This window comes from Streptomyces mobaraensis (genome assembly GCF_020099395.1).
Classification (GTDB): domain Bacteria; phylum Actinomycetota; class Actinomycetes; order Streptomycetales; family Streptomycetaceae; genus Streptomyces.
Genome location: NZ_CP083590.1, coordinates 5,496,282 through 5,522,884 on the forward strand (window position 1 = coordinate 5,496,282; position 26,603 = coordinate 5,522,884).

The window sequence follows — 26,603 nt, forward strand, 5'->3', positions numbered from 1 at the left end:
GCGGTGTCCGCGAAGAAGTGCGCGTGTGCCACGTTCCGCGGCCCTGCCGGGAGGCAGGGTCGTTCCGCGCACCGCGGCTGTACGGAAGGGAGAGGGACATCGCCGAGGTATCCCGGCTGCTGCGGCAGCCGGGAGTGCGGCTGCTCACCGTCACCGGCCCGGCCGGGGTGGGCAAGAGCGTCCTGGCGGCGGCGGTGGTCGCGGACGCCGTCCCGCAGGTCGCCGACGAGGTCGTCCGGGCCGACCTGGCCGCCGCCGGCAGCCTCACCGATGTATGGCGCGAGATCGCAGCCGCGCTGGGCCTGCCCGGCGCCGAAGGGGACGCGGCGCACGCGGCGGTCCCGGACACCGTCGTGGAGTGCATCGGCAACCGCCGGGTGCTGCTCGTCCTGGACAACTGCGACACGGTGGCGAGCCTGCTGACCGCCGATCCTCCCTGCCTGCTGGCCCGTTGCCTGCGGCTGCGGCTGCTGCTCACCAGCCGGTCCGCGCTCAACGTCTACGCGGAACACCTCCATCCGCTGGCCCCGTTGCTCGTCCGGACCCGCGACCGGGGCGACGGGAGCTCCGTGGCGGCGCAGCTCTTCCTCGACCGGGTAGGGGCGCACTACCGCGGCGACGTCCTCCAAGGCGCGGACCTGCGGAACATCGACGAGATCTGCGAGGTCCTCGACGGGCTGCCGCTCGCCATCGAGGTGACGGCGCGGTCCGTAGGCGCGATGAGCACGGGGGAGCTGCTGCAGGCGCTGCGCAGGGGCGAATACCCGTACCACAGCCACTTCCTGGACGTGCCGACCAGACATCACTCACTGTCGAGTGCACTGTCCTGGGGGGACGCGACGCTCACCGCCGACGAGCGGCTGCTGATGCGGCGGCTCGCCGTCTGCGAGTCCACGATCGACCTGCTCACGGTGCAGCGGCTGGGCCGCCTCAGCCGCATGCGGGCGGCCCGCCGACTGGACTCGCTGGTCCACAAGAGCCTGCTGGTGAGCGCCAAACGGCGGGACGGCGACCCGGAGTTCCGGATGCTCACCGTGGTGCGCGACCACTACCGGCGCCAACTCGCCGCCGATACCGTGGCGTTCGCCGAGGCCCGGGAGCTTCACATCGACCACTGCATCCGGTTCGCCGCCGCGGCGCGGACCGGCCTGCGCACCGCTGAGGGCCGCTCCCGCTGGCTGGCCCTGGTGCTCACCCGCATGCCGGACCTCCGTACGGCCGTGCGCGGGCTGCAAGCCCGCAGCCGCCACGCCGACGCGGTACGGATGCTGCTGAACCTGGACGACGCCCTGGCCGTGCACGACCTGCTGCCCGAGGCGGCCGCGCTGCTGCACGGCTCCCTCGACGCGCTCGCGGCCGGACCGGACGAGGGCCCCGACGGGGGCCCGAACTCCCTATTCGCCGACGCGCTGGCCACGGCGGGCCGTTGGACGCTGGCTGGCGACGACATGGAACGGGCGAGCGGACTGCTCGACCGGGCGGCCGCACTCCATGAGGCCGCCGGGGACGCCGTCGGAGGCGCGGGCGTCGCGGTCCACCGCGCGGAGGCACGGCGGCGGGCCGGGGACCTGCTGGGCGCGGTGGCCCTCGCCCAGCAGGCCGTGGCGGTGCTCGATGCCCGGCGCGAGGTCGGGGGCGCCGCCGCCGCGCGGCGGCAGCTCGGCCTGGCCCTCGCCGGCCAGGGCGCCGCGGAGGCGGAGGCACCCCTGCTCAGAGCGGTCGACGACCTGCGGTCGCTGGACGATCCGCACGCCCTGGCGCTGGCATTGATCGACCTGGCCCGGGTCAGGGTCGCCCTGGGCCGGTGTGCGGCCGCGCACGCCGCCGTACGGGAGGGCATGGACCTGCTCCTGCTGCACTCCGGCAGCCCGGCGGAGGTGGCGCTGGCGCTGGAGACCACGGGACGCGCGGTGGCCGGCCGGGGCGAGGCCGACCAGCGGGTGGTCCGCCAGGTGCTGGCCGCGGCCGCGGCGCTGCGCGGGCGGTGCGGGGCGGGGGCGGAGCAGGCCCGAACCGTCCCGCCGGAGGAGTGCCCCTCGCCGGGGTCGGCGCTCACCCTCGCCCTCTCCCTGCCGGTGGCCGCCCTGGAGGCGGAGCACCGGGCGGCGGCTGCGGGCGGGCCGGACGCCGAGCCGCCCGCAGGGCTCACCCCGCGCCAGTACCAGATCGCCGAGCTGGTGGCCGAGGGCATGACCAACCGGCAGATCGCCCGGACCCTGGAACTGTCGGAGTGGACGGTGGTCAACCATCTCCGTCAGGTGATGAACAAGCTGAAGTGCCCGTCACGGGTGCACGTGGCCCGGGTGATGCAGCAGCGGGCCGGCGCGGCGGGGTGACCCCGGCCGGGGCGGTGGGCCAGGGGGTCGCCCACCGCCCCGGCCGACGGGCTCGACGGGCCGGCCCGGCACGCCTGGTCAGCGCGTGGTCACCGGGGACCGCCAAGGCTGCCCGGCATGGCGAAGACCACGTCCTCCTCCACCGTGGTCAGGGTGTCCACCTGGTCGTAGCCCAGTTCGCCGAGCCGGTCGACGAGTTGCTCCACCAGGATCTCCGGGGCACTGGCGCCGGCCGTGACGCCCACCGAGTCGACGCCGCGGAGCCAGCTCTCGTCGAGCCGGGAGACGTTGTCGACCAAGTGGGCGCGGACACCGTGCCGTTGGGCGACCTCGACCATGCGGATCGAGTTGCTGGAGTTGTCGGAACCGACGACCAGGACCAACTGTGCCTTCGAGGCCAGCTCCTTGACCGCGTTCTGCCGGTTCTGGCTCGCGTAGCAGATGTCGTCGGAGCCCGGCCCCTTGATGTCGGGGAAGCGGCGGACGAGCTCCTCGGTGATGTCGCGCGTCTCGTCGAGCGAGAGTGTGGTCTGCGTCAGATAGCTCACCGAAGTGCCCTCGGGGATCCGCACGGTGCGGGCGTCCTCGACGGTCTCGATCACGATGGTGTGCTCGGGGGCCTCGCCGACCGTGCCCACCACCTCCTCATGGCGGGCGTGGCCGATGAGCAGGATGGTGTGGCCGGTGGTGGCGAACCTTCTGGCCTCCTGGTGCACCTTCGACACCAGGGGGCAGGTCGCGTCGATGACGTCGAGCCGGCGGGCCGCCGAGTTGTCCCGCACGCGGGGCGAGACCCCGTGCGCGGAGAAGACGCACACCGCGCCCTCGGGGACCTCCTCCTCCGATTCCACGAAGACGGCGCCCTTCTTCTCCAGGGACCTGACCACGTACTTGTTGTGGACGATCTCGTGGCGGACGTAGACGGGCGCGCCATGGATCTCCAGGGCGCGTTCGACCATGCCGATGGCGCGGCGCACCCCCGCGCAGAAGCCGCGTGGTTCGGCCAGGATGATGCGCTTGCGGGCGGGGGCCGGAATACTCACGGCACTCACGACGCTCACGGCACTCACCTCATTCACGGCGTTCAGGTCTCCCTTCACCATGGGCTCAGGGGGTCGATTCTGTGCGGCCGGTGCCGGGCGCAGAAGCGGCTGATTCTTGCTAGCCGGGACAGCCCCCACCTCAGTTAATTGTCAGGGCGATTGCCATGGCCGCCGGGTCGGACCGGTTCCTATTTTGGGGAGCTCTGCGATCTCTCTCAAGAACGTTGCAATGGAAGGGGCCCGATGGGAAGGGCTGGAATACCGTTCCGTAAACATCCGACAAGTCTGGGAATGCTGTTCGACTGGCATGCGGAGGCGGACCGCCAGACCGTTGCCTGCCTCGACCGGCCCTTCGACATCGCCCCCGACCGGGGAACGCTCTATACCGGCAGCCAACTGGCCGAGCTGGTGCAGCAGTTCTCGGCGCAGTTGTATGCGGCGGGGGCGCGCCGCGGCGACCGGGTGGCGATCCTCAAGGACAACCACCTCGACATGGCCCTCGCCGCTGCGGCCGCCGCGCGGTTCGGTGCCTTGCCGGCGACGATCTCGGCCGTGAACTCGCCCGAAGTGCACCGGGCGTTGCTGGCCCGGCTCGACCCTGCCGTGCTCGTGATCTCGCCCGGGCCGCTCGCCCGCGCCGTAGAGGCCGGGGTGGAGCTGGCGGGGCCGCGCACCCGGGTGGTGTTGCTGGGCGAGCGCGACGAGGGGACGCCCGAGTCCGTGCTGACCCGGGCCGATCTGGCGGGCGGCCCGGTGCCGCCGGCCGCTCCCGCCGGGCGGGACGAGCCGATGCTCGTCATGCACAGCTCCGGGACGACCGGGGTGCCCAAGCTTGTCGTCCACTCCGCCGCCACGATGCTCGGCGGCATCGCACGGATGGAGCGCATCAAGTTCCCGGTGCTGGCGAGCAAGCACCGCGATGTCGCGGCGACGTCGGTGTCGTTCGCGCACGGCCGGATCGTGTCATGGCTGATGGGCCAGTTCGTGCTGGCCCCCCGGAAGATCGTGATCATCTCGAGGCATGAGCCGGAGGTCGCCGAGCGGATGCTGGCCGAGCACCGGCCGACGACGCTTGAGGCGTGCCCCAACATCTTCCAGCGGTGGGAGGGACTCGCGGTCCGGCGCCCGGAGTTGTTCCGCCGGGTGCGGCTGTACGTGGGGACGTTCGACGCGGTGCATCCGCGCACGGTACGGACGTTCCTGACCGCCAGCAGGCGGCCGTTCCCGGTCTGGCTCCAGGGGTGGGGCCAGAGTGAGGTGGGGCCGGTGTGCTTCACCTTGTTCACCCGGGGGCAGATGCGGGGTGCGGCCGACGGGTCGTCCGTGACCAGCGACATCGGCTGGCCCTCGCCGGGGTTCAACCGGGTCCGGGTCGTCGATGCGGAGACCGGCCGCCGGGTGGGCCGGGGCCGCCCTGGGATCATGATGGTCGCCACCAAGGCCCGCTGCCTCGACTACCTCGGGGAGAGCGACCGCTGGCGGGAAAAGGTCCGGGGAGCGTGGTGGAACACCGGCGACATCGGTGAGCTAGGCCGCTTCGGCCGGCTGCGGCTGGTCGACCGCGAGGTGGACATCATTCCGGGCACGAGCGGGATCGAGCTGGAGTCGGTGCTGCTGGACCGGCTCCCCCTGGTCTCCGATGTGACGGTCCTCGGGGTGCCCGGGCAACTGCCGGTGCCGGTGCTGTCGACGGAGGACGGCCGGCTCGACCCCGAGGAGTGGCGGCAGGCCGTCCGCGGCCTGCCGGAGCTGGCGGAGCCGCGACTGATCCCCTTCGAGGAGGTGCCGCGCACGGCGACGTGGAAGGTGCGGCGCCTGGAGCTGCGCGAAAAAGTGCTCGGCGACAAGTCGCACATCGGCACGGGCCGTTGGACGTGACACCCCCCGGTGGCGGGTGGTCGTTCCGCCAGGGGCGGAACGGGTGGGCACCACCCGGCCCACCGGGCCGCACCCGAGAGGGGTGCCCCGGGCCCGCCCCAACCCTCTTCTGCGGGGGCGAAGCCCCCGCGTCCCCCGTTGCGGGGGCTTCGGCCCCCGCACCCCCGCGATCGCGCTCCGCGCGATGGTCCTCAAACGCCGGACGGGCTGAGTAGTGGGCCACCCGGTCCCCAAGGAGGCATGGAGACAGTGACCGATATCGACGTCGCCGTCGTCGGCGGCGGCATTGCCGGGCTGACCACGGCGTACCGGCTGAGCCGCCGCGGCCACCGCGTCGAGGTGTTCGAGGCCGCGGACGAGCCGGGCGGCCGGATGCGGTCCAGCCGGGTCGACGGCTGGACCATGGACACCGGAGCCGAGACGATCTCGCCCTACGGCTACCCGGCCACCTGGGAGTTGATCAAGGAGCTCGGCCTGGAGCAGGCCGGAGCGCTGCACCGGATCCGGCATCCGGTGGGCCTGTGGCGGGGTGGCCGTACCCACCCCTGGGTGGGCCACCCCCGCTCGTTGCTGGCCGGCGCCGGGATGACCGCCCGCGGCCGCGTGCAGTTGTTGCGGATGATGCTGGCGAGCGCGACCCGCTCGGGCCGGGTCGATCCGGACCGGCCGGAGGACTCGGGGTTCGGTACCCGCACTCTCGCCCAGTACGGTGCGGCGCACGGCCGTGAGCTGGTCGACAACCTGCTCGCGCCCGTCTCGTCCGCCGCCTTCGGCTGGCTTCCCGAACGCAGTTCCGCCGCACCGATGTTGGCGATCATGCAGGGCACGCATGGCATCTACCGGTGGCAGACCTACCGCGACGGGCAGGACACCATGGCGCGGATCCTCGCGCAGCATGTCAAGGTGCATCTGTCCCGCACGGTGACCGCGGTGGAGCGGGACGGCCGGGGGGCGCGGCTGGCCTTCGCGGACGGCACCGGGCTCACCGCGCGGGCGGCCGTCGTCACGCTTCCCTCGCCGGAGATCCCGGCGCTCCGGCCTGATCTGGAGGACGGGGAGCGGGAGTTCCTCGAGGCGTCGACGTTCACGACCATGATCCGGGTCTGTGTCCGGCTCAACCGGCCGCTGGAGCCGCGGCGGACCGCTGGGCAGCCGCGGCTGTACGCCTTCGTCATGGGCCCCGGTGAGGACTCCCTGCTCTCGGGTGGCACGGTGGAGCACAACAAGTGCCCGGCCCGCGTCCCGTACGGCAAGGGGCTGGTGACGCTGCTGATCTCGCCCCGCCGGGCCGCCGAGGTGTACGACCTCCCCGACGGCCAGGTACTCGACCGTGTCCTCGACGAGGGGGAGCGGTTCATCGACGGGCTGCGTGCGGCGTATGCGGGCCATGAGGTGGTGCGGTGGCGCAATGGCCTGCCGGAGGCGCCGCCGGCCGCGCTGGCGCTGCGGAAGGCGTTCGTCAGTCGTGCGCCGGGGCCCGTGGAGTACGCGGGCGACTGGATCTATCTGCGGCCGAGCAGCGAGGCCGCGATCGCGTCCTCCCGCCGGGCGGCCTCCCGGGTCGCCGCCTGGCTCGCCCGCTGACCGCGGACGCCGTGCTCGGCATGGCGAAGGGCCGCCGACCGGTAACCGGTCGGCGGCCCTTCGCTGTTCGGGCCGCACGGGCCGTTCGGGGCCGTGCGGCTCAGGAGCGGCTGCCCGCGGATGCGGGGCTGACCGCGGCGGCCTGCGCCGGCTCGGGCGCCGACTCGCTGATGCCGTACCGGTCGTGGAAGCGGCGCAGCGGGCCGGGGGCCCACCAGGTGGCTCCGCCGAGGAGGCGCATGGCGGCGGGGAGCAGGATGCCGCGGACCAGGGTGGAGTCCATCAGGATGGCCAGCGGGATGCCGAGACCCATGGCCTTCAGGTAGCTGATGCCGGAGCTGATCATCACGATGAAGACCAGGGAGAGGATGACGGCGGCGTAGGTGACGACCTTGCCGACCTTCTCCAGGCCGGTGGCGACGGAGAGTTGGTTGTCGCCGGTGCGGTCGTACTCCTCCTTGACGCGGGAGAGGATGAAGACCGCGTAGTCCATGGAGAGCCCGAAGGTGATGGTGGTGACGAGGATCGGGACGGTCCAGGTGATGGAGCCGGTGTTGATGAAGTCACCCACGAGCCACTTGAGATGGCCGTCCTGGAAGACGTAGACCAGGGAGCCGAAGGTGGCGCTGAGGCTGAGGATGCTGAGGATCATGGCGATCAGCGGCAGCAGCACGCTGCCTGTCAGCAGGAAGAGCAGGAGGTAGGTGCCGAGCGCCAGGATGCCGAGGGCGAGCGGGAGTTTGTCCTTGAGCAGGTCGAAGGTGTCGACCGACGTGGCGGGCTGGCCGCCGACGGTGACGGGGAACGGGGCGTCCTGCGTACGGATCCGTTTGACGATGTCCTCGCCCTTGGAGCCGAGGCCGTCCACGGCGGGGACCACGGAGAGATAGGTCGAGTCGGCGGCGCCGTAGTGGCGGGAGAAGTCGGTGGCCGGGGCCACCTGCTTGCCCTGGACGTAGGAGCCGGTGAGGGCATCGACCCGGGCCACGTCGGGAAGGGCGGAGAGCTTCTCGGCGTACGAGCCGATCTGCTGTTCGTGTTGCGCGGGGTTGCCGATGTCCCGCGCGACGACGGTCATGGCCTGGGCCTCGCGGTTGTTGAACCCCTTCTGGATGATCTTGGCGACCTGGGCTGACTGGGAGCTCTTGGGGAGCATCTGCTCGTCCGCGAGGCGCATGTTGAGGTCGACGACGGGCGAGGCGAGGAAGGCCATCAGGGCGAGCACACCGACCACCAGGGGGATGGGGCGGCGCATCACCAGCAGGGCCAGCCGGTGCCAGTAGCCCTGGCCCTCGGCGGCCTCGGGGCGCGGCTTACGGCGGATGAGCCGCAGCTTGTCGATGCGCGGGCCGGCCCAGACCAGCAGGGACGGGACGATGAAGAGCGTGGCTGTCGCCGCGATCAGGGTGGTGATGGTGCCGCCGACGCCGATCGTCTGGACCATGCCGAAGGGGATGGCGAGCAGGGAGAGGAAGGCCACGGCCAGGGTGACGGCGGAGAAGGTGATGGTCCGGCCGACGGTGCGCATCGTGGTGCGGACGGCCTCCTGGACGTCGGCGCCGCGCCCAAGCTCCTCGCGGTATCGGGTGATGAACAACAGGCTGTAGTCGATGGCCAGTCCGAGGCCGAGGAGCGTGGTGATGTTGGACAGCAGGTTGTTGACGTCGGCGACGAACGTCAGGGCGAAGACCAGGCCGAAGACGAGCAGCAGGGTGGCGAGCGCGACGGCCAGCGGCAGTGCGGCGGCCACCAGCGAGCCGAAGATGATGACGAGGACGATGAGGACGAGGGGGAAGACCATGCCCTCTGCGGTCGAGGCGTCCTTGGCGGCCGTCTCGGTGTTCTCGAGGTTCATCAGCGCCGTGCCGCCGAGCTTGATCCTCAGCCCGTCGAAGTCGCCGGTGTACTTCTTCTTCAGGTCCTTCACACGGTCGTTGACCTGGTCGAAGTCGCCCAGGATGGTGCCGTTGACGAGGGCCTGGTCGCCCTTTTCACTGCGCAGCGAGGCGACCTTGCCCAGGGACCAGTAGGACGTGACGCCGGCCAGGTCCTTGTCGGCCTGGAGCTCCTGGGTGAGGTGGAGGCCGGCCTTGGCGGCATCCGGGTCGTCGACGCCCCGGTCCGCGGTGACGACGATGGAGAGGTTGGGCCGGCCCTGCTTGAACTCCTTCTCCAGCGTCTCCTGGGTCTTGGCGGCCTCGGTGCCGGAGTTCTCGTAACCACCCATGGACAGCCGGTCGTTGAGTCCGGCTGCGGCGCCGCCCACACAGAGAACGATCACCAGCACGGCCAACAAGATTTTCTTGGGCCTGGGGAGGATGAGCCTCGCCAGTCTGTCGAGCATGTCGGTATCTCCTGTCAGGCGGCGTCCCGTCGGGGGCGGGCACTCGCATACGAGTTATGGCACAAGTTGTTTCAGAGTTGCGGAACAGTCTGCATCCGTCGAGCTTTCGGTGCAAGGTGTTCCACATCTCTGTCGGATCCTCATCACCCGTGCAGGGCGAGCAGGTTGGCGGCCATCAGGACGGGCACGCCCCAGCGGTGCAGCTTGATGCCCATGACGCGGGCCACCAGGACATCGCCGCGCACCAGGCCCGCCCGGGCCTGCCGCACCCGCAGCGCCAGCAGCGGCAGCACGAGCAGCGCGAACCATGCCGGTGCGGCGCCCACGGCGACGGTGGTCGCCACCACGGCGGGTTCCACCAGGTGGAACCCGGCGACGACCCACCGGTAGGCGGCCGCCGAGGTGAGCGTGGCGAGGTTGCGCCGCCCCGCGAGGCGGTCCCCCGCCACGTCGTTCATGTTCGAGTAGGCCGACACCAGCAGGCTCCACAGCCCGAACAGGCAGGTCTCCGCGATGACGAGCCCCGTCACCCGGCCGGTGAGCAGCACGTACGGAAGGAGCACCGCCAGCCCCGGCGTCAGCAGGACAAGCTCCTGCCCGCCCCGGTAGCTGACCTTGAGCCCGTACGAGTACTGCACATTGCTGGCCAGCACCAACGCCAGCACGATGCAGGCCCACAGCGGATGGTGCGGGGCGACGGTCAGCGTCAGCGCCCAGACGGCCGCGCCCCACAGCGCCGCCCCCCAGCCGAACAGCTCCGCCTGCCGTACGGTCAGCGCGCCGCTGAGCAGCGGCTTGCGCGACCGGTCACGCAACGCCCCGTCCTCGGGCGAGTAGTTGCGGGCGTCACTGCCGTCCCGGATGCCGGTGACGTCGTCGAGGGCGACGGTCGCGGCGACCACGCCCGCATAGCCGAGGATGTACAGCAGCAGGACCGCCCAGGTGCGCCCGGCCCACAGGGGGTCGCCCGGCAGCGCCGTCCAGACGACGAAGGCGCTCAAGTAGTAGTCGTAGAAGGAGAGTTTTCCCAGCTTGGCGTAGATCTTCAGGCGGCCGGCGCGCGAGACGGGCGACGATGCGGTGACCGTGGTCATCGGCGACCCGTTCCCTTGCGGCCGAAGGTCGAGATGAGCACCTGTGACAGCCAGCGGTGAGCCGGGTCGGCCATCTCGCGCAGCGCCTCGTCGATGCGCTCCCCGCTCACCCGCCCCTCGGCGACGATGCGCGGGCGCATGAACTCCAGCCACAGCATGTAGTGCCTGGCCTGCACCGAACCACCCCGCACCAGCACCGCCCGGCCCTCGGCCGAGACGTCCTCCAGCCCCGCCGCCAGGGCCGCCGCGACGTCGAAGTGGCCACCACGCGGCTCATGGCCGGAGCGGCGCATCAGGTCGTACCCCGCCACCCGGACGTCCTGGAGGAAGTCCTCGGAGACGGCACTGCGGAACAGCGTCAGGGAGTCGGTGTCTTCGAGGAACAGCCATCCCCCGGGCTTGAGCGTCCGTACCAGCGCGGCGACAGCGCCCTCCCGGTCCTCGAGGTGCTGGATCACCATCCGGGAGTGCACCAGGTCGAAGGTGTCGGCGGGGAGTGCACCGGAGCGTATGTCGACCCTCGCCACCTCGACGTGCGGCGCCTCGAGCCAGCCGAGCCGCTCGGTCGACAGATCCGCCGCCACCACCCGGCCGGAGGGGCCGACCCGTTCACCCAGCCAGTGCGCGATCGAGCCGGAGCCCGCACCGACCTCGAGGACGGACCAGCCCTCGCCGACACCGAGCCGCTCCAGCCGCTCGACGGTGCCGGGATCCCAGATCGCCTCGTTCGTCCTCAGCCGCTCCGTCTCCCGTTCCCAGGCCGGGTCGAAGACGTACTCTTTCGCTTCCACGGTCATGGCAGCTCCCGCCGTTCGTCGCAATCCTGATGCCACGCTAGGAACCGGCCGGGCGCCGGGACATGACAAATGAGTGCGGCTCCGCGCACCGTCAGACAGTTATCTGCTACGGACCAACTACGCCGATCCGCCTAGCGTTGGGGCCTCCACAGACGTGAATGCCGGGAGGGTTCCCGTGTTCCACACCTTGCTGATCGGCCTCGGACGATCGGGGCGCGAACTCCACCTGCCCGTCCTGCGCAGGCTGCGCGCGGACCGGGGGACTGCGGGAGCCGGCGACACCTGCGTGTTCGCACCGGACGACCCCCTCGGCTACGACATCCGGCCCGCGGCCCGCCGGGCCGAGCCCGGACTGCGCACCGTCGGCTCTCTCGCCGGGGCCAGGGACCGCCTCGACCCCGCCACCACCGTCGTCCACCTCTGCAGCCCGCCCACCGAACGCACGGAGCTCCTGCGCGACATCGCCGGACTCGGCTTCCGCCGCTTCCTCGTGGAGAAACCCATCGGCGTCGACACCGTCGTCGTCGAGGAGCTGCGCACGCTGCGCGACAGCTACGGGCTGCAGCTCGCCGTCGTCGCGCCCTGGCTGCACAGCACCCTCACCGAACGCCTCGACGGACTCGTACGCTCCGGCAGTCTCGGCCACCTCCGCCGCATCGACATACGGCAGCACAAGCCGCGGCTGCACCGCTCGCTGCACACCCCCAGCCACCCCACCGCGTTCGACGTGGAACTACCGCACTCGGTCGGGGTGGTGCTGCGCCTCGCCGGTGCCGCCCGCGTCACCGGAGCCACCTGCACCGACGCCCGCGTCGGCGACACCGTGGTGCCCCGCATGGGCAGCGCCGCGGTGACCCTGGACCACGACAGCGGGGTGACCAGCCGGATCGCCACCGACCTCGCCTCTCCCCTGCGCGAGCGCCGCATCGACCTCGTCTTCGACGCGGGCACCGCCGTCGGCCACTACCCCGTCGGCAGCGACGACCTCTACGCCCACCTCCGCGTCACCCCGATCGGGCTGCCCGAGCGGTACGAGATCTTCCCCGACGCGGCACTCGACGCCTGCATCCTCCATGCCTACCGCGGCTTCCGCCAAGGCGCCGACCGCCACGCCGAGTTCACGCTTCAGGCGCAGGTCGTCGAGGTACTCGAACAGGCCAAGCGGCACGCGGCCGGCAGGACCGCGGAAAGGAGCAGCACCCATGTCCTGGGCCGATAGCAACGCATGGGCCGACGGCAGCGGCATCACCCTGTGCGGCATCGGCGACGAGGCAGGTGCCGCGCTCGCCGACCAGACCACCGCCCTCACCATCCTCGGCTGGTCCGCCATCGAGCTGCGCAGCGTCGACGGCACCGCCCTCGCCGACCTCGACGACGCCGCCTTCGACCGCCTCACCGACCACCTCGCCGACGCGGGCCTGCGCGTCGCCTGCGTCGACTCCCGCATCGCCAACTGGGCCCGCCCCGTCACCGCCGACCTCAAGGACGACCTGCGCGAGCTGGAGATCCTCGCCGGGCGCTGCGCCCGGCTCGGCACCCGGATGATCCGCGTCATGTCGTACCCCAACGACGGCCTGGCCGAGACGGCCTGGCGGGCCGAGGTGTTCCGGCGGCTGGCGGAGCTCACCGCGCGTGCCGAGGATGCCGGAGTGGTGCTGGTGCACGAGAATTGCGCGGGCTGGGCAGCCACCAGGGCCGACCGCATGCTGGAGCTGCTCGACCACCTCGACAGCCCCGCGTTCCGGCTCCTCTTCGACATCGGCAACGGCGTGGCGTACGGGTACGAGGCGTACGACCTGCTGCCCGACATCGCACCCTTCGTCGCCCATGTGCATATCAAGGACGCGCTCGGCACCTCCGAGGAGACCCGCTACACGCTGCCCGGACGAGGCCGCTGCCGCGTCGTGGACGCCGTGCGGCTGCTGCAGGACCAGGGGTATGCGGGGTTCCTCTCCATCGAGCCGCACCTCTCCGTCCGCCCCCACGAGAGCGGCACCGCCCCGGACGGCGGCCTTGTGGCCGAGTTCGTCGCGTACGGGCGCGAGCTGGAACGGCTCCTCGCGGGCCATGGGACGGGCGCATGATGGGCCGCGCCGAACTGCTGCCCGCCGAACGGGAGCTGCTGCTCACCCTCCTCGAACTCCCCACGGCCGGGCCGCTGGAGACCGGGACCGACGGTCCGCGGCCGCTGCTGTGGGAGGCGCAGGGCGCTTATGCCGAGGCGGCGGCCCGGCTGGGGTTCACCGTGGTCCACCGGGCCGCCCCCGACCCGTCCGTCCTCGACCGGGAAGGGGTGCCGGTCCCGGTCCGCGAGGCCGCCGAGCGGACGCCGGGGTTCCTGGACTGCCAGCCCAGCACGGTGCTGCGGCTCGGGCCGGAGCTGCCGCGCGAGCGGACGGTGATGTTCAACGTGCACCTCGACACGGTGGCCGGCGGAGAGCCACCCCGCTACCGGGACGGGCGCTTCCACGGCCGGGGCGCCATCGACGCCAAGGGGCCCGCCGTCGCCCTGCTCGCCGGGTTGCGCTCGGCGGTGGACGCCGTGCCGGGCCTGGGCATCGACACCGGGGTGCTGGTGCAGCTCGTCTCCGGCGAGGAAGGCGGGGCCATGGGCGTCTTCGGCACCCGGCCTCTGGTGGAGAGCGGCTGGACCGGCCGGCTCAACCTGTTCTGCGAACCCACCCGGGGCCGCATGGTGCCCCGGTCCACCGCCGCCGCGACCGCCCTGATCGAGGCGGCGGGGGAGGACGCCATCGACGACCACCCGGAGGCCGGCCACAACGCCACCGTCCTGCTGGGCTTCCTCGCCCAGCACCTCGCCGGGCGGCTCCCCGGCAGTGTGCCCGGAGGCGTGTCCGGCGCCCGGGTCTGCGTGGCCGGGCTGCACACCGGCGACCTGCACAACAAGGTGTACGGCGCCGGACGGCTGCTGCTGAACCTCGCCTACCCCACCACCGAGGCCGGGCACGCCCTCACCCGGGCCCTGGAGCACGAACTGGACGCCGGACTCGCCGAGTTCGCCCACCGCTTTGCCGACCGCCCCGCCCTGGCCCGTACGGCCGCCGAGGCACGCGACGTGACCGCCCTGCACTGGCTCAAGCGGGGCCTGCCCGCCCTCGACGCCCACGACCCATGGGCGGAGCGGCTGCTCACCGACGCGGGCATCCCGTACGCCGCACCGGACGAACCGGCGTGCACCTGCGATGCGATCTGGATGCACGGCGTGCCCGGCGCCTACACCGCCGTCTACGGCCCGGGCGACCTCGAAGCCAACCACGCCCATGCCGCAGGCGAGTTCGCCGACCTGCGCGACCTCGAAGCATTCGCCACCGGCGTCGCCTCGCTCCTGGAGCACTTCGCCCGGGCGGCCTCACATTTTTAGGGAATCGTCATGACACCCACGATGAAACCAGCGGCAAGCACCGCCACCACGGTGCGCATCCCGCACGGTGCGCTCACCGACTTCGCGACCGAGGTCCTCACCCGGCGCGGCGTGCCACCGATACGCGCCCGGGCGGCCGCCGAGGCCCTCGTCTACGGCGACCTGACCGGTCTGCGCTCGCACGGCCTGGCCAACCTCACCCGCCTCTACCTCCCCCTCTTCGACTCCGGGCGGGTCCGGCCGGACGCCGAGCCGAAGGTGCTCGCCGACCGGGGCGCCTCGGTCCTCCTCGACGCCGACCTCGGCCTCGGCCTCTGGGTGGCCTCCGAGGCGCTGGACCTCGCGGCCGAGCGCGCCGCCGAGCACGGCATCGGGCTTGTCTCCGTGCGCAACGCCACCCACTTCGGCTGCGCCGGCCACCACACCGGGCGGCTCGCCGAACGCAACCTCGTCGCCGTCCTCGCCTCCAACTGCGGCCGCCAGCGCATCGCCCGGCCGCCGGGCGGCCGGTACGCCATGCTCGGCACCAACCCGCTCAGCATCGCCGCCCCCGCCGGGCCCGAACTGCCGCCGTTCGTCCTCGACATGAGCACCACCGCCGTCCCCACCGGAAGGATCCGCCAGGCCGCCAGGGCCGGGCAGGAGATCCCCGAGGGCTGGCTCGAGGACGCGCACGGCCGGCCCGTCACCGACCCCGGCGCCCTCGACCGCGGCGAGGGGTACCCGCTCTGGCTCGGCGGCCGCCCCGAGACCGGTGCCTACAAGGGATACGGGCTCGCCCTGCTCGTCGAGGTGCTTGCCGCCCTGGTTCCCGGCGCCGGGCTCGGCCCCGCCCCGGAGGCGTACGGCGGCGACGGCGGCCCCACCGGCCGCGACGACGACATCGGCTTCCTCGCCCTCGTCATCGCCCCCGGCGCGCTCCGCCCGGTGGACGGCTTCCTCGCCGACGCCGAGGGAATGTTCCGGGCTCTCACCGACTGCCCGCCGCTCGATGCGGCCGCACCCGTGGCCTACCCGGGCGTCCGCGAGGCCGAGCTCGCCGCCGCCGCGCGCGCCGACGGCGTCGTGCTCGACGCGGCGCTGTACGACGAACTCAAGGCGGTAGCCGGTGGCGTGGGCATCAGCGCCCCCGAAGGGAGGCACGCGTGACTGCGCTGCGCATCGGGATCGTCGGCCTCGGCGTCATCTCACGCTTCTATGTGGCCGCCTTCGATGAACTCCCCGGCCTCGAACTCGCGGCCGTCTGCGACCTGCGGCCCGAGGCGCTGCGCCCCTTCGAGGGGCGCGCCGCCTGCTTCACGGACCACCGCACCATGATCGCCGAGGCTGAGCCGGACGCCGTCGTCGTCAACGTGCCCAACGACGCCCACGCCGCCGTCTGCACCGACCTCCTCGCCGCCGGCATCGCCGTCTGCGTGGAGAAGCCGCTGGCCACCACCGTCGAGGACGGCCGGGCCCTGGTGCGGCTGGCCCGGGAGCGGGGGACGGTGCTGTTCACCTCGTTCCACCGCCGCTACAACGACAACGCCCTCGCCCTGCTCGACAAGATCAGCGGCACCCCCGTGTCCTCGCTCACCGTCCGCTACCTGGAGACGATCGAGGAGCACGCCGGGACCGACCGCTGGTACCTGGACCCGGCCCGCTGCGGCGGCGGCTGCGTCGCCGACAACGGCCCCAACGCCTTCGACACCGTGCGGCAGTTCCTCGGCCCCGTCGAGGTCACCGATGCCACCGTCGTCCGTGACGGCGACGGCATCGACCGGCAGGCCACCGTCCTGCTCCGCGCGGCGGACGGTGCCACCGCCCGGGTCGAACTGGACTGGTCCCACCCCGGGGAGACCAAGGACATCGAGGTCCGCCTCACCGACGGCACCGTGCACAGCGCCGACATGCTCGCCGGGCACCCTGCCTTCAAGCAGTCGCTGTGGCACGAATACGCCGGCGTGCTGCGCGACTTCGCCACCGCCGTGCGGGCCGGCGAGGACCGCTCCGAGGGCGGCCTCGCCGCCCTCGAACTCGTTGCCGAGAGCTATCGGAGGGAACGGCAGTGAACCCTGCCGAGGACGGCGCCAAACGACCGGTCACCGGCGCCCTTGTCAAGGTCCTCACCCACCGTCGCGACGACCGGGGCATGCGCCTTGAGGAGTTCGCGAGCCGCTGCATCCGGCGCGGCGAGATCCACGAACTGGTCACCACCGACCAGCACGACACCACACCCGGCGCGGTCGTGGACCGGGTCGGCTTCCTCGGCTTCGTCGAGATCGCCGCGGGCGGCGTCATCGACCGGGGCGACGAGGTACGGGCCGAAGGCCGCCTCATCGGCACCGTCCTCGGCTTCGACGCCTGCCACTTCCCCAACCACTACAACGTGCTGATCGCCGTCGACGCAACGGTCACCGGCCCGGAGCTCGGGCTCGGCCCCGAAACGGAGGTGCGCTTTGACCCCCCGAACTGAGACCCCACTGCTCCGTTCCGTGCGCGGCCCGGCCGACCTCCGTGGGCTCGCCCCCCAAGAGCTGCCGCGACTGGGCGCCGAGATCCGGGAATTCCTCGTCGACGCAGTCTCCCGCACCGGCGGCCACCTCGGCCCCAACCTGGGCGTGGTCGAGCTGACGATCGCGCTGCACCGCGTCTTTGAATCCCCCCGCGACCGGCTGCTGTGGGACACCGGGCACCAGGCGTACGTCCATAAACTCCTCACCGGACGCCAGGACTTCTCCGCGCTGCGCAGCCGCGGTGGGCTCTCCGGCTACCCCTCCCGCGCCGAGTCCGACCACGACGTGATCGAGAACTCCCATGCCTCCACGGCCCTCTCCTACGCGGACGGCCTGGCCCGCGCCCACCGGCTGCGCGGCCGCACCGACTGCCATGCCGTCGCGATCATCGGCGACGGCGCCCTCACCGGCGGCATGGCCTGGGAGGCGCTCAACAACATCGCGGTCGCCGACGACCTGCCGCTCGTCATCGTCGTCAACGACAACGGCCGCTCCTACGCCCCCACCCGGGGCGGCCTCGCCGAGCACCTCACCGCCCTGCGCACCAACCCCGGCTACGAGCGGATCCTCGCCCGCGGCAAGGACCTGCTCGAACGCACCCCGGTCGTGGGCAAGCCGCTCTACGAGAGCCTGCACGGTGCGAAGAAGGGGCTGAAGGACTTCGTCGCCCCCCAGGGGCTCTTCGAGGACCTCGGCCTGAAGTATGTCGGGCCGGTCGACGGGCACGACATCGCGGCGCTGGAGACGGCGCTGCGCCGGGCCCGCGGGTTCGGCGGTCCGGTCGTGGTGCACTGCATCACCAGCAAGGGCAAGGGCCATGCCCCGGCCGAGCAGCACGAGGGCGACCGGTTCCACGCCATCGGCGCGACGCCCGTCGCCAAGAGCGCCCGGTCCCGGCCGTCGTGGACGTCCGTCTTCGCCGACGAGATCGTCAAGGTGGGCGGAGAGCGGGAGGACGTCGTGGCCCTCACCGCCGCGATGCGCGAACCGGTCGGGCTCGAGCCCTTCGCCGCCGCCTACCCGGAGCGGGTGTTGGACACCGGCATCGCCGAGCAGCACACCGTGACCTCCGCCGCCGGGCTCGCCCTGGGCGGCCTCCACCCGGTCGTCGCCCTCTACGCCACCTTCCTCAACCGGGCCTTCGACCAGGTGCTCATGGACGTGGCCCTGCACGAGTGCGGCGTCACCTTCGTCCTCGACCGGGCGGGCGTCACCGGCGACGACGGCCCCAGCCACAACGGGATGTGGGACCTGGGGCTGCTCCAGCTCGTCCCCGGCCTGCGCATCGCCGCCCCCAGGGACGGCGCCCGGCTCCGCAGGCAGCTGCGGGAGGCGCTGGACGTCGACTCCGCGCCTACCGTGGTCCGTTACCCGAAGGGTCAGGTCGCCCCCGATGTGGAACCCGTCACCACGGTGGCCGGGATGGAGGTGCTGGGCCGCCCCGAGGGCCGCAGCGAGGTGCTGCTGGTCTCGGTGGGGGCGATGGCGCAGCCCTGCCTCGCCGCCGCCGAGGCGCTGCGCGGGCAGGTCGGGGTGACCGTGGTCGACCCCTGCTGGGTCAAGCCCGTCAACCCCGCTCTGGTCGAACTGGCGGCGGAGCACCGGCTGGTGGTCACCGTCGAGGACGGCGGCCGCACCGGCGGCGTCGGCTCGGCCGTCGCCCAGGCGCTCCGCGACGCCGGGGTGCCGGTCCCCGTCCGGGTGCTCGGCCTCGACCAGCGGTTCTACGCGCACGGCAGCCGGGGCGAGGTCCTGGCCGAGGCGGGCCTCACCGCCGACGACATCGCGGCGACGATTGCCGCCGCACGCCCCGACCGCCTCCAGGAGGTCTCGTGACCGCGCTCGCCCTCGGCATGCCCACGGTGCCGCCCCGGCTCGCCCCGCGCCGGAAGAGCCGGCAGATCCAGGTCGGTTCGGTGGCCGTCGGGGGTGACGCACCCGTGTCCGTGCAGTCGATGACGACCACGGTCACGGCGGACGTCGGCGCCACCCTCCAGCAGATCGCCCAACTCACCGCCTCCGGCTGCCAGATCGTGCGGGTCGCCTGCCCCTCGCAGGACGATGCGGATGCGCTGAAGGTGATTGCGGCGAAGTCGCAGATCCCGGTGATCGCGGATATTCACTTCCAGCCGAAGTATGTCTTCGCCGCGATCGATGCCGGGTGTGCGGCGGTGCGCGTCAACCCCGGTAACATCAAGCGCTTCGACGACAAGGTCGGGGAGATCGCCGCGGCCGCCTCTGCTGCCGGGACGCCGATCCGGATCGGGGTCAATGCGGGGTCGCTGGACCGGCGGCTGCTGGCGAAGTACGGCAAGGCCACGCCCGAGGCGCTGGTGGAGTCGGCTTTGTGGGAGGCGTCCCTCTTCGAGGAGCACGGCTTCAGGGACATCAAGATCTCGGTCAAGCACAACGACCCGGTGGTGATGGTCAACGCCTACCGGCAGCTGGCCGCCGCCTGTGACTACCCCCTCCACCTCGGTGTCACCGAGGCGGGGCCGGCCTTCCAGGGGACCGTCAAGTCCGCCGTCGCCTTCGGCGCGCTGCTCTCGGAGGGCATCGGCGACACCATCCGTGTCTCCCTGTCCGCGCCCCCGGCCGAGGAGGTCAAGGTCGGCATCCAGATCCTGGAATCGCTGGGCCTGCGGCAGCGGCGGCTGGAGATCGTCTCCTGCCCGTCCTGCGGCCGCGCCCAGGTGGATGTCTACAAGCTGGCCGATGAGGTCACGGCGGGTCTTGAGGGTATGGAGGTGCCGTTGCGGGTGGCGGTGATGGGGTGTGTGGTCAACGGTCCGGGTGAGGCGCGTGAGGCGGATCTCGGGGTGGCCTCGGGCAATGGCAAGGGGCAGATCTTCGTCAGGGGCGAGGTCATCAAGACCGTGCCCGAGTCGAAGATCGTCGAGACCCTCATCGAGGAGGCGATGAAACTCGCCGAGCAGCTGGAGAAGGAGGGTGTCCTCACGGGCTCGCCCGAGGTCACCGTGGCCTGACCATTACTCGGAAGAACACGGCCCCCGTTACGGCGCAAAATGCCGCAACGGGGGTTTCCGCATGCCATGGGTCACCTCGGCCGATTATTGCTAACTCCTCAGTCATGGCAGCAAGTTCTTGCCCGTGGCGGCACAACTCCACGGCTCCGTATGGTCTGTGCATGCCGCTTCCGCCGCAAGCGGACCGACGCGGGCACAGACCGAGAATGCGAGGCGAACGGGTTTGACAAGCACGGCACTGGAAAACTCGGCGGAGCCGATCCCCTTTTTCGACCAGGCGGAATCCTTCGCCTCACTCTGGCCCCTCATCGCCCGCCACACCGACGACGTCTTCGACCGGGGGAAGTTCTCGCACGGCCGCAAAGTGGCCGAGCTGGAGCGGGCCATCGCCGAATACACCGGCGCCGCCCATGCCGTGGCGGTCAACAGCGGAACGGACGCCCTGGTGATCCTTTTGCGCGCCGCCGGGATCGGGCCGGGCGACGAGGTCATCGTGCCCGCCTTCTCCTTCTTCGCCACGGCCTCCTCCGTGAACATGGCGGGCGCCACCCCGGTCTTCGCGGACATCACCGCCGACGGGGACTATGGGCTTGACGCCGCCTCCGTCGAAGCGGCGATCACCGAGCGCACCCGGGCCGTGATGCCGGTCCACCTCTTCAGTCAACTCGCGGACCTGGGCGCCCTGTCGGAGCTGAGCGCCCGCCATGACCTGCTGCTGCTCGAGGACAGCGCGGAGGCCATCGGGATGCGGTGGGACGGCACCCACGCAGGGCTGATCGGGGCGGGCGGCGTCCTGTCCTTCTTCCCCACCAAGACCCTCGGGGCGCTGGGCGATGCCGGCATGGTGCTCACCCAGGACGACGCCATCGCCGAGCAGGCCGCGGTACTGCGGCACCACGGCCGCATGGGCAAGACCATCGACCACATCGCCGGTATCTCCAACCTCTCCGGGGTCTCCGGCACCAATAGCAAGATGGACGACGTCCAGGCGGCCGTGCTGCTCGCCAAGCTCTCCCGGCTCGACGCGGACATCGCCCGACGGCGCGTCCTGGCCGAGGCGTACACGGAGCGGCTGCGCGGCGCCGACGGTGTGCTGGCCGTGCCCCGGATCGTGGAGCGCGCGGTCCCCACGGATCCGGTCTGCTACGTCTACCTGGTGGAGGTCGAGCGCCGCGACGAGCTGGTGGCGTACCTGGCCGCGCGCGGCATCGGCACCGAGACGTACTACCCGCGCACCCTGCACCTCCAGCCCTGCTATGCGGACCACCCGCAGCACCGCCCCGGACTCTTCCCCCACGCCGAGGCCGCCTGCGAGCGGACCCTGGCGCTCCCCCTCTATCCGGACCTCACCGAGGAACGGCTGGAGACGGTGTGTTCCGCGATCTTCGACTTCTACGCCGGGAGGCGGTGACATGGCCACCATCCCCTTCTTCCCGCCCGACCTCTTCGAATCGGACCGGCAGGCGTTCAAGGACCTGCTGTACGAGGTGGGGACCGACCCCGAGCAGCGCTTCATCCTCGGCAGGCGCACCGCCGAGCTCGAGGAGGAGCTGCGCCGCAGCACGGGCGCGGAGCATGTCGTCGCCTGCTCCAGCGGGACGGGCGGACTCAACCTCGCCGTGCAGGCCCTGGGAGTCGGCCCGGGCGACGAGGTGATCGTGCCGGCGTTCTGCTGCCAGCCGGTGGCCAGTTCGGTGGCGAACCTCGGGGCGACCCCGGTCTTCGCCGACGTCGATCCGCACACCATGGTCATCGACCCGGACGACGTGGCCCGGCTGATCGGGGAGCACACCAAGGCGATCATGCCCGCCCATGTCTTCTCGATCATGGCGGACATGCCCCGCATCAACGAGATCGCGAAGGAGCACGGGATTCCGGTCGTCGAGGACGCGGCGGTGGCCGAGGGCGCGGTGCTCGCCGGAGTGCCGTCCGGGCGCTGGGGAGACCTCGGGGTCTTCTCGTTCTTCCAGGTCAAGGCGTTCGGCACGGCCGGGGAGGGCGGCGTCGTCCTCACCGACGACGCGGAACTGGCCGACCGCGTACGGCGGTTGCGCAACCATGGCCAGGACGGCGTGCACCGCTTCCTCCACCACGAGATCGGGCAGAACAGCCGCTTCGACGAGATCGTTGCCGCGTTCCAGCTCCACCGCCACGCCGGTTTCGAGGAGCGCCTGGAGCGCCGGGCCAGGATCGCCGACTACTACACCGAGCGGTTCGCGCCGCTGGCCGACCGGGGGCTGCTCGCCCCGCCCGCGGGGCGCGACGGCCGCTGCTACTACGTGTATTCCCTGCTCGTCCGGCGCCGTGGCGACCTGCGGGCGTGGCTCACGGAACAGGGGATCGGCAGCCATGTCTACTACCCGGTCCCGCTGCCCGGGCAGCCCGCATTCGCGGCGTACGCCCCGGAGGGCGCCGAGTGGCCGGGTGCGCAGTACTCCAGTGACCACAACCTGGCCATCCCGATCTGGCCCCATCTCACCGATGCCCAGGTCGAGTACATCGCCGACGCCGTCTGTGACTTCTTCAACTGACCATGGTTCAACTGACGAGGGAGAGAGCCAGTGACCACCAAGCTGGTTGTCATGGGCCAGGGGTACGTCGGTCTGCCGCTGGCCGTCGCGGCGGCCGAGCACGGCTACCACGTCGTCGGGTACGACACCGACGCGTCACGGGTGACCCGGCTCGCCGCGGGTGAGTCGTTCGTGGGGGACATCCCCGCCGAGCGGCTGCGCGCCGTGCTCGACGGGGGCGCGTACCAGCCGAGCATCGACCCCGACGACCTGGACGGGTTCGACATCGCGGTCATCACCGTGCCCACCCCGCTGCACGAGGGGGTGCCGGACCTCTCCTACATCGAGCAGGCGGGCGAGGAGCTGGCCTCCCGGCTGACGCCCGGGGCCACGGTGGTGCTGGAGTCCACCAGCTACCCCGGCACCACCGAGGAGGTTCTCGCCCCGATCCTGCAGAAGGGCTCCGGGCTCGGCCCCGGCCTCGACTTCCACCTCGGCTACAGCCCCGAGCGCATCGACCCCGGCAACGCCGAGTGGACCTTCGAGACCACCCCCAAGGTGGTCTCCGGAGTGGACGAGGAGTCGCTGCGGACCCTGGAGGCCTTCTACGGCTCCATCGTCCGGCAGACCGTGCCCGCGCCGTCCACACGCGTCGCGGAGCTCGCCAAGGTCCTGGAGAACACTTTCCGGCACGTCAACATCGCCCTGGTCAACGAGCTCGCCACGCACGCCGCCGGCATCGGGGTCAACGTCTGGGACGCGCTGGAGATCGCCTCGACCAAGCCGTTCGGCTTTATGCGGTTCACCCCGGGCCCGGGCGTGGGCGGCCACTGCCTCCCCGTCGACCCGCTCTATCTCTCCTGGCGGGTGGAGCGGACCCTCAGCAAGCGGTTCCGGCTGGTGGAGCTGGCGGACGAACTCAACAGCCAAATGCCGGAGTACGTGGTGCAGCGGCTCACCCGCGGCCTCGACCGGCGGCGGCAGACCGTCACCGGCTCCCGCATCCTCATGCTCGGCCTGGCCTACAAGGCGAACACCGGTGACGTCCGCGAGTCCCCGGCCCTGCCCATCGCCCGGATGCTGATCGAGGCGGGCGCCTCGGTCCGGGTGGCCGACCCGTACGTCACCGAGAGCGTCGGCATACCGGGCATCACGCGGGTTGACCTGACCGAGGAGGAACTGACGGAGGCCCACGCCGTCCTGCTCACCACCGACCATGACGCCTTCGACTACGCCGCGATCGCCTCCTCGGCCCGCTACGTCTTCGACTGCCGCAACCGGCTTCGGTCCGCGGGGCCCGCGGAAAACATCGAATCCCTGTGATCCGGGCCGGCGTCGGAGAGCCTGACCGGCGCCGACCCGGCACGGGCGAAGACGGTGTCCGGCCCGTCGTGTGCGTCGAGCACCGGATCGCAGAGCAGTATCGCCCGGTAGAGGTCGTGGATGCGCGGCGACGGCTCGAGGCCCAGCTCGTCGTGCATCACCTGCCGCAACTTCTGTGCGACGCCCAGCGCCTGGGTGCGCCGCCCCGACCGGTAGAGGGCCAGCATCAGCTGGGCATGCAGATACTCGTGCGTGGGGTACTGCGCGGCGATCACGCTGAGTTCGCCGTTGAGGTCGCGGTGGCGGCCGAGGCGCAGGTCGGCGTCGACGCGCTGCTCCAGGACACTCACCCGCTCCTCGTCGAGCCCCGCGACATGGGCCCGCAGCACCGGCCCGCCCTGCACATTGGACAGGGCCGGACCCCGCCACAGGCTCAGGGCGTCGCCCAGTGCGGCGGAGGCCGCCGCATCGTCGGCGCGCAGCAGGGCACGGCCCTCCCGCACCAGTGCGGCGAAACGCCTCAGGTCGAGCTCGTCATTGCGGACGATCAGGAGGTATCCGCCGTCCCGCGTCGCCAGGACGCCGCGTGCCGCCTGTGCACTGCCAATGCGTGGAACGGTGCTGAGCGCTTTCCTGAGTTGGAGGATGTACGACTGGACGGTGGAGAGCGCCGAGTTCGGCGGCGAGTTCTCCCAGAGCTCGTCAATACAGGTACTGGTGGGCACCACTTGGTTCGCGTTGAGCAGCAGGAGCGCAAGGAGTCGCCGCTGCTTGGGCGCCGTCGGTGTGCAGTCATGGCCCTGTTCACTCACGCGCAAGGGGCCCAGAACGGAGAATTCCATGTTGTCTTCGCGCACCTTCCGAGGCGGGCTAGACGGAGCGCCTCGGTCCGTGAAGCGCGTGATCTGGCCGGTACTGGCAGGAAACTGCCGGGCCTGCTGACAGGTCAGTGGAGTTCTCAGGACTCTAGGGCAAGCAGATCGGCTTTTCAATGATTCACTGGCTCCCGGCCAGTAATCGAAAGGAAGTTGAGGATCGATCTGCGACCGGAATTTCTCGTTCAGTGGCGGACCGATAGTGCGGAACGCCGGTATCGGGGACTCCAGATGGTGTGAAAGGCCAGGCGCGCGGCGGGAGAGAGCAGATTCAGGACATACCGGCGGGTGGATTCCGGCGCCCCGTCCAGCAGCCAGGGGTAGTACAGCGCCGAGCCGTCCCGGCGCACCCTGCGGGACTGTTCTGCCATGTATGCCTGCCACTTGGCCGGGCTGAGCACGGCCAGGGCCATGGGGAAGACCTCTGTCTCCTCCTGGTCGAGGTGGACCAGTAACGAGGTACAGAAGTCCTCGCCGTAGCAGCGGAGATGCGACTCGTTGTGGACGGCCAGCGCGGTGCTGATCCCCGAGGCCAGCGAGCACAGCCGCTCACGCTCCCGCACCAGCGCGGTGAGCGATGCCGCCCCGCCGCCCGTGCAGGCCGGCTCGGTCCGCAGGGCCGGCCATAACGCGGCCGCCTCGGCGGCGTGGTGGAGCGCCAGATAGCACTTGAACGTCTCCCAGCCCGCCCGCACCCCGGGCCGCTGGGCGGCCCGTTGCTCGCCGATCGCGGCCATGAGCCGTGCCGTGTCCCGCCGGAACGCATCGTGTATCGCGTAGACGGTGGCCAGCGGGTGATCGGTCCGGGCGCGGTCGGTGGGGCCGGGAGTCATCGGTCAAATCCTCAGGGTCTCGAGGCCTTGTGGGCATGGCTGAGAGCGAGGGGCGCGTCCGCGCGGAACCAGTGCGGAGCCTCGCTTCCGAGTATCCGCCGCCACAGACTCTGGGGCAAGCTGTTCCATAGATGTCTCCGCCCTCCAGCCTCGCTGTTTCGGTTGCCGTGGTCAGGCGGGTAGTCGACCTCGTTTGATCGGTGTGCGGCCCGGCATCTGTAGGTGGGCATGGCTGTGTCCCGACGCTGTGAGGAAGACCTGGTGGCGCATGCCCTCGTCCAGGTCGAACAGGGACAGCTGGGCGCCGGGGTGGAGATGCTCGCGCCGGACATGATCCGGGTGCCCTCGGGATAGCCGGTCAGGGGACCGGTCCGGCCGGCCCGGCCACTTGAGCGCCTGCGCGCAGGGTGCCGTCCTGTTCGGGAGCGGGATGCCAGAGCGTTCGGGCAGACGGCGGATCGCGCGCCGGACAGGCTCGGTCACAAGCCTCGTTATCCCGGCTCTGACAGGAACTGGGCGATCTGCGGCACCTGGGAACGTGTCTTCACCGCCCTGCTCGCCCAGGCCGGCGCGGACGAAGACCTGGAGTGGGCGGTCGCGGTCGACTCGACCATGGTGCGCGCGCACCCGCACGTGCCCGGGGCCCGCACAAAGGGGCCCCGGCCGACGAGCCCGGCGACCATGCCCTCGGCCGGTCCCGGGGCGGACTGAGCTCTGTCCTCACGCCCGGGCAGGCCGGCGGCGCACCCGCTTTCGAGCATGTCATGGCCAAAGTCCGGGTGCCACGCCCCGACGGAAGGCCCCGGACGAGGCCGGATGCGGTCCTGCCGACAAGACCTCTTCGTCCCGCGCGATCCGGGGACACCTGCGACGCCGCGGGATCCGGGCGGCGATCCCGGTCCCTGCCGACCAGCAGGCCCGCCGCAAGCGACGCGGCGGCCACGGCGGCCGGCCACCCGCCTTCGACCGTGAGGCCTACAAGCAACGCGACACCGTCGAACGCCGCGTCAACCGCCTCGAACAGCGGCGGGACATCGCCACCCGCTACGAGAAGACCGCCACCGTCTACCTCGCCGGACTCCACCTCGCAGGCATCTTCCTCTGGTCAGCACGCTGATCCAG

General features: G+C 71.6%; 20 protein-coding genes and 1 pseudogene. 15 read left to right on the top strand and 6 right to left on the bottom strand.

What is annotated here, in order from left to right; all coding sequences use genetic code 11:
• Positions 1 to 23 precede the first annotated feature (23 nt).
• Positions 24 to 2,336 carry an ATP-binding protein gene (locus K7I03_RS24220; protein ID WP_185945274.1) on the top strand — a complete coding sequence of 771 codons (2,313 nt, stop codon included), beginning with the start codon at positions 24 to 26 and terminating at the stop codon, positions 2,334 to 2,336.
• A gap of 89 nt (positions 2,337 to 2,425) precedes the next feature.
• On the opposite strand, the gene K7I03_RS24225 is transcribed toward K7I03_RS24220, so the two are convergent.
• Entirely contained in the window at positions 2,426 to 3,397 is a 972-nt protein-coding gene (locus K7I03_RS24225) for a 4-hydroxy-3-methylbut-2-enyl diphosphate reductase (protein ID WP_224347196.1), read from the bottom strand.
• A gap of 273 nt (positions 3,398 to 3,670) precedes the next feature.
• Between K7I03_RS24225 and K7I03_RS24230 the strand changes: the two genes are divergently transcribed.
• Both K7I03_RS24230 and K7I03_RS24235 read left to right on the top strand, forming a co-directional pair.
• A complete protein-coding gene (locus K7I03_RS24230; protein WP_224347197.1) occupies positions 3,671 to 5,257 on the top strand; it encodes a class I adenylate-forming enzyme family protein in 1,587 nt (528 codons plus the stop codon).
• 240 nt (positions 5,258 to 5,497) lie between these two features.
• On the top strand, positions 5,498 to 6,841 hold the full coding sequence (locus tag K7I03_RS24235) for a protoporphyrinogen/coproporphyrinogen oxidase (protein ID WP_185945271.1): 1,344 nt from the start codon (positions 5,498 to 5,500) through the stop codon (positions 6,839 to 6,841).
• A gap of 100 nt (positions 6,842 to 6,941) precedes the next feature.
• On the opposite strand, the gene K7I03_RS24240 is transcribed toward K7I03_RS24235, so the two are convergent.
• From K7I03_RS24240 to K7I03_RS24250, 3 genes are all read right to left on the bottom strand, one after another.
• Positions 6,942 to 9,185: an MMPL family transporter gene (locus K7I03_RS24240; protein WP_185945270.1), complete on the bottom strand. Its 2,244-nt coding sequence runs from the start codon at positions 9,183 to 9,185 to the stop codon at positions 6,942 to 6,944.
• Between the two features lie 143 nt (positions 9,186 to 9,328).
• Positions 9,329 to 10,279 carry a UbiA family prenyltransferase gene (locus K7I03_RS24245; RefSeq protein WP_185945269.1) on the bottom strand — a complete coding sequence of 317 codons (951 nt, stop codon included), beginning with the start codon at positions 10,277 to 10,279 and terminating at the stop codon, positions 9,329 to 9,331.
• Positions 10,276 to 11,076: a methyltransferase domain-containing protein gene (locus K7I03_RS24250; RefSeq protein WP_185945268.1), complete on the bottom strand. Its 801-nt coding sequence runs from the start codon at positions 11,074 to 11,076 to the stop codon at positions 10,276 to 10,278. Before K7I03_RS24250 ends, K7I03_RS24245 begins: the two co-directional genes overlap by 4 nt.
• 175 nt (positions 11,077 to 11,251) lie before the next feature.
• Between K7I03_RS24250 and K7I03_RS24255 the strand changes: the two genes are divergently transcribed.
• From K7I03_RS24255 to K7I03_RS24305, 11 genes are all read left to right on the top strand, one after another.
• Positions 11,252 to 12,295 carry a Gfo/Idh/MocA family oxidoreductase gene (locus K7I03_RS24255; protein ID WP_185945267.1) on the top strand — a complete coding sequence of 348 codons (1,044 nt, stop codon included), beginning with the start codon at positions 11,252 to 11,254 and terminating at the stop codon, positions 12,293 to 12,295.
• A complete protein-coding gene (locus K7I03_RS24260; protein WP_185945266.1) occupies positions 12,279 to 13,160 on the top strand; it encodes a sugar phosphate isomerase/epimerase family protein in 882 nt (293 codons plus the stop codon). Before K7I03_RS24255 ends, K7I03_RS24260 begins: the two co-directional genes overlap by 17 nt.
• The gene (locus tag K7I03_RS24265) at positions 13,157 to 14,458 is read left to right on the top strand and encodes a M20/M25/M40 family metallo-hydrolase (RefSeq protein WP_221903500.1); all 1,302 of its coding nucleotides are present in this window, start codon (positions 13,157 to 13,159) and stop codon (positions 14,456 to 14,458) included. Before K7I03_RS24260 ends, K7I03_RS24265 begins: the two co-directional genes overlap by 4 nt.
• A gap of 9 nt (positions 14,459 to 14,467) precedes the next feature.
• A complete protein-coding gene (locus K7I03_RS24270; protein WP_185945265.1) occupies positions 14,468 to 15,607 on the top strand; it encodes an Ldh family oxidoreductase in 1,140 nt (379 codons plus the stop codon).
• A complete protein-coding gene (locus K7I03_RS24275) occupies positions 15,604 to 16,509 on the top strand; it encodes a Gfo/Idh/MocA family protein (RefSeq protein WP_185945264.1) in 906 nt (301 codons plus the stop codon). Before K7I03_RS24270 ends, K7I03_RS24275 begins: the two co-directional genes overlap by 4 nt.
• A complete protein-coding gene (locus K7I03_RS24280; RefSeq protein ID WP_185945263.1) occupies positions 16,506 to 16,913 on the top strand; it encodes a DUF6917 domain-containing protein in 408 nt (135 codons plus the stop codon). Before K7I03_RS24275 ends, K7I03_RS24280 begins: the two co-directional genes overlap by 4 nt.
• Positions 16,897 to 18,789: a 1-deoxy-D-xylulose-5-phosphate synthase gene (gene dxs, locus K7I03_RS24285; RefSeq protein ID WP_185945262.1), complete on the top strand. Its 1,893-nt coding sequence runs from the start codon at positions 16,897 to 16,899 to the stop codon at positions 18,787 to 18,789. The genes K7I03_RS24280 and dxs overlap by 17 nt, the downstream gene beginning before the upstream one ends.
• Positions 18,786 to 19,940: a flavodoxin-dependent (E)-4-hydroxy-3-methylbut-2-enyl-diphosphate synthase gene (gene ispG, locus K7I03_RS24290; protein ID WP_185945261.1), complete on the top strand. Its 1,155-nt coding sequence runs from the start codon at positions 18,786 to 18,788 to the stop codon at positions 19,938 to 19,940. The genes dxs and ispG overlap by 4 nt, the downstream gene beginning before the upstream one ends.
• Positions 19,941 to 20,163: 223 nt before the next feature.
• Positions 20,164 to 21,351, top strand: coding sequence for a DegT/DnrJ/EryC1/StrS family aminotransferase (locus K7I03_RS24295; protein ID WP_221903499.1), 1,188 nt, complete (start codon positions 20,164 to 20,166; stop codon positions 21,349 to 21,351).
• Between the two features lies 1 nt (position 21,352).
• Positions 21,353 to 22,471: a DegT/DnrJ/EryC1/StrS family aminotransferase gene (locus K7I03_RS24300; RefSeq protein WP_185945260.1), complete on the top strand. Its 1,119-nt coding sequence runs from the start codon at positions 21,353 to 21,355 to the stop codon at positions 22,469 to 22,471.
• 51 nt (positions 22,472 to 22,522) lie between these two features.
• A complete protein-coding gene (locus K7I03_RS24305) occupies positions 22,523 to 23,773 on the top strand; it encodes a nucleotide sugar dehydrogenase (RefSeq protein ID WP_185945297.1) in 1,251 nt (416 codons plus the stop codon).
• Here K7I03_RS24305 and K7I03_RS24310 read toward each other — a convergent pair.
• Both K7I03_RS24310 and K7I03_RS24315 read right to left on the bottom strand, forming a co-directional pair.
• The gene (locus tag K7I03_RS24310; protein ID WP_224347198.1) at positions 23,707 to 24,630 is read right to left on the bottom strand and encodes an AfsR/SARP family transcriptional regulator; all 924 of its coding nucleotides are present in this window, start codon (positions 24,628 to 24,630) and stop codon (positions 23,707 to 23,709) included. The genes K7I03_RS24305 and K7I03_RS24310 overlap by 67 nt on opposite strands.
• 203 nt (positions 24,631 to 24,833) lie before the next feature.
• A complete protein-coding gene (locus K7I03_RS24315) occupies positions 24,834 to 25,481 on the bottom strand; it encodes a hemerythrin domain-containing protein (RefSeq protein ID WP_185945259.1) in 648 nt (215 codons plus the stop codon).
• 513 nt (positions 25,482 to 25,994) lie between these two features.
• Between K7I03_RS24315 and K7I03_RS24320 the strand changes: the two are divergent.
• Positions 25,995 to 26,598: pseudogene (locus K7I03_RS24320) on the top strand (IS5 family transposase); the annotation flags it as partial.
• Between the last annotated feature and the right edge of the window lie 5 nt (positions 26,599 to 26,603).